Below are 11,972 nucleotides of genomic sequence, written 5' to 3'. Positions count from 1 at the left end.
TTGGAGCTGTAGTTGGGTTTTACCGGACTGCAGCGCCGATAACGCGGTAAATTAGAGCTGTAGTTGGGTTTTGCCGGACTACAGTGCCAATAGCACGATAGATTGGAGCTGTAGTTGGGTTTTACCGGACTGCAGCGCCGATAACGCGGTAAATTAGAGCTGTAGTTGGGTTTTGCCGGACTACAGTGCCAATAGCACGATAGATTGGAGCTGTAGTTGGGTTTTACCGGACTGCAGCGCCGATAACGCGGTAAATTAGAGCTGTAGTTGGGTTTTGCCGGACTACAGTGCCAATAGCACGATAGATTGGAGCTGTAGTTGGGTTTTACCGGACTGCAGCGCCGATAACGCGGTAAATTAGAGCTGTAGTTGGGTTTTGCCGGACTACAGTGCCAATAGCACGATAGATTGGAGCTGTAGTTGGGTTTTACCGGACTGCAGCGCCGATAGCGCGGTAAATTGGAGCTGTAGTTGGGTTTTGCCGGACTACAGTGCCAAAAGCGCGATAGATTAGAACTGTAGTTAGGTTTTGCCGGACTACAGTGCCAATAGCACGATAGATTGGAGCTGTAGTTGGGTTTTACCGGACTGCAGCGCCGATAACGCGGTAAATTGGAGCTGTAGTTGGGTTTTGCCGGACTACAGTGCCAATAGCACGATAGATTGGAGCTGTAGTTGGGTTTTACCGGACTATAGAGCGAGTTGCCAGCGCGAACGCAGTAACCACCTAATAAAAAGAGGAGGAGCAGATAAAATCTGCTCCTCCTCTTTTGCGCTTCTTTACTTAGACAGCAAGTTGTAGATGACTTGCGCGCTTTCCGCGCGGGTCATGACGCCTTGCGGCGCGAACTGACTCTTCGCTCTGCCTTTTACGAGTTCAAGTTGAGCGGCAGCGTCGACGTATTGAACCGCCCATGCGCTAACTTGAGCGCGATCCGAGAAAGCTGATGATTTGGCCGCGTCCGCGGCCTTACCGCCGTTCTTCACTTCCAGCGCACGAATGATCATGACCGCCATTTCCTCGCGGGTAATCGTATCGTTCGGCCTGAACGTATTGCCTTGGCCCCCTTTGACAATGCCGTGCATAGTAGCCGTTGCTACATATGGAGCATACCAAGCGCTCTTGCTGATGTCGGTGAATTTAGCTTCACCTTCCGCTTTAATGCCGAGGGCACGGACCAACAGTGCCGCGAATTCAGCACGGCTAATGCTCTTCTCCGGCATAAACTTCGTATCCGTTATCCCGGTCACGATCTGCTTCGCCGTAAGAGCTTTGATGACTGTTGAAGCCCAATAAGTTGCTTTCACATCTTCGAATGATTTGTTGTACTCGAGAACGGCATATTTGCTGAAATGGGAAATTTGCGCCGTCATATAGCTACCTTCGAGGGTACCTCCAATATACTCGAGCTTGCCATCATCCCCGATATAGTAAATCCCGATTAAGTCTTTGTTCAAATTGCCCGTTACTAACAGCTTAATGGTAAGCGGCTTATCGAATTTCGTTACCGCTATCTTCTTGCCGTCTTTAGTAACGATGTTCAACGTCAATTCGTAAACTTGAGATGCGGATTTCAAGTTAACTTTACCCGCTCCTGCACGCGCAAGCAACGAATCGCCGTCCTCAGCTGAAATCGGCTTAAATTCAAAGGAGATTTGAGCGCCTATTGCATCTGCTCCGGTTACCATCCTGCTGATCGAATCCAGAACCGCGTTCGGGAAAGTCACCGACAAATTTGCGGAGCTGAGCACCAGATTATTGTTTCCGAGCGCCGCAGCCGCTTGAATCGGCAACAGAACCGTTTGCGTGCCGTTAAGGATTAGAATTTCTACCTTGCCGTTCTTACCGTCTTTCAAATCCATTTCGTTAACGGTTTGCGTATTCGCTTGTTCAGGTACTGTTACAGAACCACCGCTGCCACCGGAAGACGAATCGCTACTAGCACGCTCCAAGAAGCTAAGAATGACCGTTCCGCCCTCATTCATCCCCGGCAACTTGAATGTCACCTTTTGATTGTTCGATACGACGTATGTTTTGCCGCTGTATTCATCCTTAATCTTCGTACCGACAACGAATGGAACAGTAAGCGTAATGTCTTTGCTAGCCGTCTTTGTATTAATGACGGTAATCACATTATCCGTACCGTATTGTTTGTTGAAGGCCAGGTAGCCCTCAGCATCCGAGCCTCCAATCTTCGTACGAATTCCTTTGGAATACACTTTAGAGAATTTAGCTCTGATATTCAGAAGCTTCATATAATGATCGTGCAGATCCTTCTCGTCCGTCAGCTTATCCCACGGCATGTCACCGCGATTTTCGCTGAACTCGCCCTTACTCATATCGCCCGCGTTTTTCCCGGAGCGACCAAGCTCTTCGCCATAGTAAATGACCGGCTGACCTTTAGCCGTAATCTGCAAGGCAGCAGCGATTTTCAACTTCCCTTTGTTTCCGTCCACGTAATTAGACAAGAAACCATCCTCGTCGTGGCTGCTCAGGAATTGTCCCATCGTCGTCGTGTTATCCAACTTAGACTCGCGGTCTGCCAAGTAAGCGTCCACCGCGTCAATACTACCGTTGGCGAACTCTTTCGCTTTGCCCTTAAAGCCGAAATCGAGCAAGCTGTCCATTTGACCATTGCGAAGCGTACCGCCATCGCTATCGATTGTCGCCCCGAATTGCTCCCCGATGAGCTTAAACTTCGGATCGATCGCCGTTAACGCATTTTTGAACGCTTTCCATGTCGTGCTTTCCACATGCTTCACCGTATCTACCCGGAAATAATCAATGGTATCTCCGCGAGACGTCTTGGCACGGTTTAACCAGCCTGCTTGCCAATCAATGATCTTCTGGCGCACGGCAGGTTCTTCCGTCTTAAAGTCTGGAAGGAAGGCAAGCTCTCCACGGATTTCATCCGTATTCGAGGATACGCCATCCGTTCTCAACATACCGGCAAACCGATCTTTGTCGGCTTGCGTAATGCTAGGAATAGCATCATCCGGTTTCAAACCATAACCGGTATGGTTGAGAACAACGTCCACCATGATCTTAATTCCTCTATCATGCGCCTTGTCGATCAGTTCCTTGAACGTATCCAAATCTCCCAAGTGCTCGTCGATCTGAGTAAAATCCTTCGCCCAGTATCCATGGTAGGCATATTGTTTGCTGTTAAAATCCAGGCCTTTGTTGAAATCGATGTTATCGACGATCGGGGTAATCCAGATCGTGTTGATTCCAAGCTCCTGAATGTAATCCAGCTTGTCGATCATCCCTCTGAAGTCACCGCCATGGTAGGCTTCAAGATGGGTTTTGTCGACGTTCGTATTGTTGGTAGGATCCCCATCCGCGAAGCGATCGGTAAGAGCAAAGTAAATTCGCGCTTCATCCCAATCAAAATCGAGCTTATCGTTCGTATACATTCTCGCTTTAACATTCACAGTAGCCGTGTGCTTATGTTTATTGCCGTACACATCGACCAAAGTTACCGTGATATTTTTCGGACCCGCCGTAATCGTGTCCTTCACCGAAATAGATTGAGCCATCAGTTCCGTGTCGAACTTAGCCTTGGCCAAACCGCCAAGTGAAGTAAGATCCAGATAAGCCTCCTTATAGCTAACGGGTTCGGAAGGCGTAACCGTGAGAGTAAGAACTCCGTTCTCATTGGAAGCGATAGCTCCCGGATTTACCGCTGATTGAATAGCGATCGTAGGGTTGCGGTATTTCACGATCGATCTGCCGCCAACGAGGTTATACGGATCGTTGACTTCAGCAGTGGCAGTTCCTTTGGACACCAAGAAGGTGTACTCATGATCGCCGACTGCAATGTTCTTCAATGTATAGCTGTACCACTCTTTACTAGCGTCATACACCATCGGGTATTCAGTCGTTCCTACTTTGACTTTCACGCCCGAAATGGTATTCATTTGTCCATTCTTGAACAGGGCATCGTCCCGATAGTAGAAGGTGACGTCCCCGTCAGCAAGAACAGGGCCGCTAATACTCGGCAATACATCCAGTTCTCCGACCATGCTGGTGACATTTGCTTTTACAAAGTTCGTATCCGCCGGAATTTCGATGAATCGGTCATAGGCAATATCCTGCTTCGCATCATTCCAATTTGTCCCTTTGCGAAGCATGAAGCCCATTTTCGTCGCACCTGGCGCCATTTCGATGTTGACGGTGGCGATACCATTCTCTACTTTAGCGAAATCGATTTGATCGTCCTTCACCCCAGTATTCCAAACCCAAATATTCCAGCCCTGATAAGCCTTATCCGAACGACTATAATTGAATTGGATATATCGCTTGGCCAATGCTTTCGTGACGGTCACTTGAGCGTTAACCGCTAAACCTTTGTAAGTCGCAGTAATATTAGCCGTTCCCAAGCTCGCTGCCGTCAATTGACCATTCGCCGCCACGCTTGCAACTCCAGGTCTACTGGATGTGTATGCAACCTGGCTCGTTACGTTTCTCTTACTTCCATCGTCATATCTTGCGAACACCGTCATCTGGTGTTTGCTTCCGGCAGGAAGAGAATAGCTCGGCATGTCTAATTCCAATGAAGTTAGAACAGTTGCCGCAGTATCCTTCTTAATAATGACTGCCGATAACGGATCAAGCTTGATAGAGGTAGTCGTTAAAGTGAACCCGGATGGGGAAGAAACCGCTTGAACGCCTGCTTCGTCGTTATCGACGACGACCGTTCCGCCAGTTAAATCTTCCGTTAACGTAATGGTTCTTTCTACGTTATCTGCATTCATGAATACGTAATACAGCCCGGTTCCGTCCGTCGCTTTGCTCTTATAGCCGATAACAAGATCAGATGCCTGAATTTCCGGCGCCGTGATGAGCGTGACATTGGAATTGACCATGCTTCGATCTCCGAGCGTGAACGCATCCGTCGAATTTCTTAGCTTAATCAAACCGGAAGTATACTTACTCGTGATGCTGTTAACCGGATACTGAGCCGCATTCGTCGCCTTAGTCCAGTCGAACATATTGATCGCGTCGGAAGAGTCATAAGAATCGTGAATGAAATAATTATTAGGATACGGATTGCCGTTCACATCGGTAAACGCCGTGTATTTCTGTTCCGGCACCCCGGCAGCCTTCCATTGTTTCGTCCGTCCATACTCTTGACCGGATTGAAGGAATGCCGTTCCCTGCGAAGTTAAGACTAATAGGTTTCCAAGCCGAACCCGTTTATGGATTTCTAGATCATTAGCCGCAACCGATGGATCTTTCTTAATCGACTGTGCGATAACGTCGTAGAGCGGCAAGTTGTCGTGAGCCTCAATATAAGTAACTACGTCGCCCGGATCATCTTCGGCAATGTTGGACGGTTGAGCTTTAATGTTATTGAAAATAGTGCTGATGCTTCTAGCGCCACCGGTAATAAAGCTCGGTTGGCCTTCCGTAGGATAGCCGGATTTCAACTCGTTGCGCATCTCGTCGGAGAACACGCCAACGCTATCCGTCTTATCCATCCATTTCTGGTCTGCGCCTTGGCCGGCCAGAGAAGGATCGGCTTTGTCGCCCGCGAAGTCCTTCCAGCCTTCGCCGATGAACAACGCATTCGGATTAATGGCAGCTGCCGCGTTATAGGCATTTTGCACGGAATCCTGGGTTGCGTAGCCCATCATATCCCAACGCATACCATCGATTTTGTACTCGTCGAACCAATATTTAACGGAATCTACCATGAGCTTTTCCGCCATCTTATGATTCGTAGCTAACATATTTCCAAATGCTCCGATGAAATTACCATTTGGGTCTTTCCATGCATAGTAGTCTGGAACGATATCGTTCAAAGTGTCTGTTTTCGCCATATGAGTATAAACAACGTCTAGAAGAACACCCATTCCTCTATCATGAATAGCATCGATCAAACCCTTTAGCTCTTTAATTCTCAGCTCAGGATCGGCCGCATTCTCGGAATATGCTCCATCCGGCGAAAAATAGTTGTGAGGGTCATAGCCCCAGTTGTATTCATTATCCTTAGCGGAATAACCCAATTCCCTTTGGTCCATCTTGGATTCGTCCCCGTAATACCAAGCCATGACCGGCATGAGTTGAATATGGGTGACTCCCTGCGCTTTGATGTAATCAAGCTTATCGATAAAGGCCGAGTAGGAGCCCCATCTTGCATTCAAATCGCTTTGGATCGAAGGATCCGACGTAAAATCCCGAATATGCGCTTCCAGAATAATAGCGTCTTCTCTCTTCTCGTAACCATCGATATGCGCAAAATCATACCCTACCGGATCCGTGCCATTCAGATCGACGATCGCCGCTTTACCTACCAGGTCGCCGTCAGGACCCGCTTCTCCTTTCGTATTCACCGTGAATTGCGCCATCGACTTGGCATAAGGGTCAAGAACCGCTTTGGTTACGCCATCATTGGTCACTTTGAATTGATAGAAGTAGCCTTTGCTGTCTACCTTGCTATTATTTTTATTTACGGTAACGGTTTTAGACCATACTCCTTTATCCCCTTTAGTCAGAGGGAAATTGCCGATTTGCAACGTTGAATCGTTCTTGTCGAATAAGTCCACCGACACGGAGCTGGCCGACGGAGCCCATAGCTTCAATGTCGCAGTCCCATCCGCGTTGTACGTCGCGCCAAGGTCGTTCCCTTGATAGTCGTATAACTCGTCTAGCAGTCTCCAACCGGAAGCGGCGGACACCGTCCTGCCGGAATAGGTGATGCTTAGCGGAAGTTTGTCTAGATTAAGGGCGGCATCCGCCACTACCGTTGTCGCATCTTGAATCGCGACTTGATTAACGGTGACCGGGTTGCCATCTTTGTCTTTAATCGTTAATCCGCTCAATAGAGCCGCTGAATCGAGTCCGGTTGTCATCGTGAAGACGAGACGAACTTTGCTTGGAGACACGACTTCCGCGGAGACGATAGCGGTTGCCAAATCTCCGTATGGAGAAATATATACGTTATCATCGCCTTGTTTGATCCAGATGTGCGAATATTTACTCATCAGAGCGAACTCTTTGGTATCGCGGTCTTTATCGCCAGAACCTTCTCGTTTTACGGCAATAAAGCTAATTTTCTTCGCATCTGCTTTATAAGGAACATCAATGTAAGCCCCATAGCGATCGGTATTGGCGAATGGGGTTGCCGCCATCGGCCACTTACCTAATTGATCGGATTTCACAGCGACATCATCGAACAACCATAGGCCAAATTTACTGTAATCTTTATCGCCTCTAGTGTAATGAATGCGCACGGTGTTCGGTGCAAGCGTAACTGGCTCATAAGGAAGAACGGCATCAGAGTTCGTTTGGAGCCACACTTCGTTCATTGCCGGCGAAGTCAGTTCGAACACTTTATCTCCGCCGTCTTTAGCTTGCGTAGTCCGATTAACAACGACGAGGCCAACTTTCTTGGCATTCGCTTTAAGCGGTAAATCTAGATAAGCACCATAGCTATCCACTTGCGCGGATGTAAAAGGAATGGCGTCTATCGGCCAAGTTACAGGTGAAGCATCTACATCATTGAACGTCCACAAGCCTACCCCATTATAGGCGCCATTGTAATGAACCCGTAGATGACCTGCAGGTACTGGAACCCCTGCATTAGGATCAACAGGCACAATGAAGTCGGCTGCTACGCTGTTGTCGTTATTATTATATTTAAATGTTACAGGAAGCTCTTGCGGCAGAACCAAAGATTTATTGGATCCCGGATAAGCCTGGTCGGCCCAGTCATTCCCAAGCACGATCTTGTACTCATAGGTGCCTTGATAAACTGTTTTGGTTACCGAGTATACATTATCGAAGTCCGGATCGGTCATAATCGCGCTAGCGGTTCCCGGATCCCAATCCGTCGGATCTCCAATCTCCGTCTGCAAGCTTCCTACTACGCGAGGCAGCTTGTTCGCCGCGATCGGAGTGTAATATGTTGAATCCGCGATCTTGTGAGTATTATGGTTGTAATAAAACGTTACCGTCTGCGGTGCGGGCAGAGTGAGAACGATATTGTCTGTGCCCGTTTTCGCTGGATTCGTATAACTGCCAACCCCATAGTTTTCGTCCCATTTTCCATTAATCGCTACCTTGAACTCATAAGTACCGGCAGGCAGACTTCCCGTAAATTGATAGTTGCCATCGCCCATGTCCTGCATGATTGTCGCAGTATCCGAAGGAGTCCAATCCGTACCTCCCAGCTTCGACTGCAAATTACCAGCCAATGTAGCGGTCGTAGACGAAACCGCGCCTGCCCGATTCGGATTTACTCCGATACAAGACCATACAAGAGCAAGCGATAATAGAATCGCAAACATCTTCTTGCTTCTCAAACCGAACTTCATTCCTTTTGCCTCCCCGTCTTTATCATTCAACAAGCTATAAAGCTGCAAAGCCGTAATGCTTTTCTTAAATACGCAAACGTTTGCACAAAAAGACCAACAAATGCAAACGACTCTCATCTCCAGCCGTTCTCACAGCTTTATTGATACAATAAGGAAATGAAAGCGTTTGCCTTAATCAAATTTTATATTACTACTGCCAATAAAACGCTGTCAATTCAAAAATTAACCTACAAAATGATCAAAAATCTTGTGAAATGACATTTAATTCTCTAAAAACGCCCATTTGGTAACGTTTGCACAAAAGTTGCACAAGAAAATGTCGTAAAAATTTCTATCTGCGACACCAATCTACTTCGATCGTCCTAAGAGATAATCTCACAAAGCTTATCCCACTTTCTCTCTAGACGAAGATATAATCCGCGGACAACCCACATATATATCTCGTAGATGCTTGTCAACGGGAGGGTTATCCGTATGCCTAAGCGCCGTTCGCTGCGAATGTTACTTTTCGTCGCTGCCGCTGCTGTACTTGTATTGTCTGTTCGATTCGGATTTGCCGACGCTTGGGTGGATCAATATGCTTTGCCGGCTTCCTCGCTGTCCGAGTTGCCGGTTACGGCTACACCGGCCGCGGCGAATCACAAGGCCGAGCCTGGTCCTGATGTGCCTCTGAAACCGCAAGCCGTCATACTCAGCAATCGCGTAACGGAATACCATATTTCCGTTGCCCTTGACGAGAAGAACGGGAGCTTAGCCGGTGAACAGACCGTAACTTGGAAAAACCCGGGACGTAAAGCCGTCTCGGAGCTTTATTTCCATCTGTATCCGAATGCCTTCGCGCCTGGGAGTACCTTCATGAAAGAATCCAAAGGCCAGCTAAGAGGCGACAAGATGAAGTCGGGCAGCTACGGGAGCATGGAGCTTACTTCCTTGACGACCGAAGAGGGAGAAACGCTGCTGCCTCGCCTTCATTATGTCCAACCGGACGATGGCAACAAGAGCGATCGCACGCTCGTTACCTTCCGTCTTCCCGAGCCGGTCAAGCCCGGCATGTCCGTTACCGTACGCATGAAATTCACGGTTAAGCTTCCGGACGTATTTGCCCGTATGGGCAAGGCCGGGGACTTCGTAATGGCGGGTCAATGGTTTCCGAAAATAGCCGTATACGAAACGGCCGGCATGCGAGGACGCGCAACCGAAGGCTGGAATTTGCACCAGTACCATGGCAACTCGGAGTTTTTCGCGGACTTCGGAATCTACAGCGTGCGCATCGACGTTCCCGAGACGTACAAGGTGGCGGCAACCGGCTTTCAGACGAAATCGCCCATTATAGCCGGAGGTCGCAAAAGCCTCCAATTTTACGCCGATGACGTCCATGACTTCGCCTGGTCCGCTTCGCCTAACTTCGAATATGTAGAAGACTCCTTCTCTGCTCCTGGTATTCCTGGCGTGCGTATCAAGCTTTATTTAGACCCCTTGCACAAAGATTTGAAAGACCGTTACATGCATGCCGCCAAATCCGCTTTAGCCAAGCTCGGACAGTGGTACGGCGAATACCCTTATTCCACCCTGTCGGTCATAGTGCCGCCGAACAACGGCAATGGCGCGGGGGGCATGGAATACCCGACGCTCGTCACCGCCGCCGCCGCGCAGAACAACAATCCGGGTTATGAGCTGGAGCGCACGCTTGTCCATGAGATCGCCCATCAGTATTGGTATGGGTTGGTTGCTTCCAATGAATTCGAAGAGGCATGGCTGGACGAGGGTTTCACTTCCTATACCGAAGATAAGCTGATGGCCAGCATCTACGGCGTCGTTCCCAACTTAACGATCGAATCCAGCTACATGACCCATCCGGAACCGCTTCATCAAGCTTCCTGGGGCTTCAGTTCCTCGGACAGGTACGCCGAGAACGTCTACTTAAGGGGCAAACTCGTGCTTTCCGCCTTAGAACGTCAAGTGGGCGACAAAACGATGAGCAAGATTATGCGCACTTATTTTCAGAAGTACAGGTTTAAACATCCTTCGTCTTCGGACTTTCAGAAGGTCGTGGAATCCGTAACGAAAACGAAATGGGCCGACTTCTTCCAAGCCTACGTGCAGAAGGGGGAAATGGCCGATTATGCGGTCGATACGATCAGCACCCGCAAGATTGACGATGGTTACGAAAGCCTCGTCCTTCTACGACGCTATGGAGGAAGTCCGCAACCCGTCTCGATCTGGCTCAAATTTCAAGACGGCCAAATGTTGCGCAAGAAGTGGGACGGCGTGCAATCCCATGTTCAGCTAAAGCTCCATTCCGCGACTCCGTTGGTGTATGCGACAATCGATCCTAGCTTGAACGTCGTTCTCGATAACCGCAGGTACAACAATTATCTCAAGGCCGAAGTCCCCCAAGAGCAGCGTTCCCGCTTCGCGACCGGAATAACGCAAATCATTGAGGGTCTGTTCGGAACAATGGTATGGTGAGGTGATGAATTCATGCGTCTTTTATTGAAAAAGGGATGGGACATCACCGTTCGGCATAAGTATGTATTGGTTCTTCTATTCCTGTATCGCTTGCTGTGGGGATTTTTCCTATATCGGTTCGTCGACTCGGTCGTAACGCCCATTCTGGCGCGTTATCCCGAGGAACACCCCAACTCCGACGCAGCCCATCTGTTCCTTATCGAAGCCCAATTTCGCCTGCTCAAGACAGATCTGGTCAATGAAGTCCTGTGGATGTTAGGCGGATTGTTGCTCCTGCGGATGGTGCTTACTCCTCTGCTCAATGCCGGCGTTTATTACTCTTTCCACCATGCGGTGGAAGGAGAAGGGACCCGCGTATTGCAAGGAATGCGTCAGGTTTGGAAGCCGGTCACAGCGCTTTACTGGCTGGAGAATGGGTTAATTATACTGCCCGCCGTATGGTTGCTGCCACTTGCCAAAGAACGGTTTCTCTCAGAACCCTCCTTAACGGCTTGGCTCCAGGGACTGCTGCCTTACGCCGTCGCATGGATGGCGTTGGGGTTGGCGCTTCACCTGCTGTTTCAATTCATGCAGTTCGGAGCGGTTTCGCGGGAAGGAATCTTCAAGGGTCTGGGATTGGCGCTTCGCCGGGCGTTCCCTCTGCTTGGAATCACTTTCATATTGCTCGGCATTGGTTTGGCAGTGTCCGCTACAGCCTGGGCCGTCTCATTGCTCTGGTCGGGCTTTCTCGCCGTAGCGCTGCACCAAGCTTTCCACTTCGTTCGCTCTCTCCTCAAGCTGTGGACTTCCGCTTCGCAGTACGAGGTTTGGTGCAATACGGAGTCGTAAGCTTCTCTCGTCCCATTCGACAATAATTGACCCGGGACATTCCCCGGTTGCGCCTCTTTCAGGCCGCGACCGGGGTTTGGCGTTATTATCGGCGGGATAAATATAGGCAATAAGGGGGGGATCCATTCCTAGTTTTACACTCCAGATTAAGGAATTCTCATTTAGCATTTGCAGGAAATTCGTCACGATAACCGAATATATAAAGCTAAGAAATCAAAAATTGCCGAGTTCCCGCGCAAACGGGAAACGGGGGAACCATTAATACGGGTGAATTGGCTTTGCTTCACAGGAGCCATAGGGGAACCTTCTACCGAACCCTCCAGCTAACCTCGTAGGCATTGGAAGGAGTCACC

General features: G+C 49.1%; 3 protein-coding genes and 1 riboswitch. Of the genes, 2 read left to right on the top strand and 1 reads right to left on the bottom strand.

Features of this window, described 5'->3' with window-relative positions; all coding sequences use genetic code 11:
* Positions 1-780: 780 nt before the first annotated feature.
* Positions 781-8,322: a pullulanase gene (locus tag L3D05_RS20375; protein ID WP_239618168.1), complete on the bottom strand. Its 7,542-nt coding sequence runs from the start codon at positions 8,320-8,322 to the stop codon at positions 781-783.
* A 474-nt stretch (positions 8,323-8,796) separates the two neighbouring features.
* Here L3D05_RS20375 and L3D05_RS20370 point away from each other — a divergent pair, with 474 nt between their 5' ends.
* Positions 8,797-10,791: a M1 family metallopeptidase gene (locus L3D05_RS20370; protein ID WP_239618167.1), complete on the top strand. Its 1,995-nt coding sequence runs from the start codon at positions 8,797-8,799 to the stop codon at positions 10,789-10,791.
* A gap of 12 nt (positions 10,792-10,803) precedes the next feature.
* Positions 10,804-11,619 (top strand): hypothetical protein, encoded by an 816-nt coding sequence (locus L3D05_RS20365; protein ID WP_239618166.1) that lies wholly within the window; start codon positions 10,804-10,806, stop codon positions 11,617-11,619.
* Between the two features lie 211 nt (positions 11,620-11,830).
* Positions 11,831-11,972: riboswitch (cyclic di-AMP (ydaO/yuaA leader) on the top strand.

This window comes from Cohnella mopanensis, assembly GCF_022352055.1.
In the GTDB taxonomy this organism is placed as follows: domain Bacteria; phylum Bacillota; class Bacilli; order Paenibacillales; family Paenibacillaceae; genus Cohnella; species Cohnella mopanensis.
Note: the sequence above shows the minus strand (reverse complement) of the source record. Positions and strands in the feature narration are given on the sequence as shown.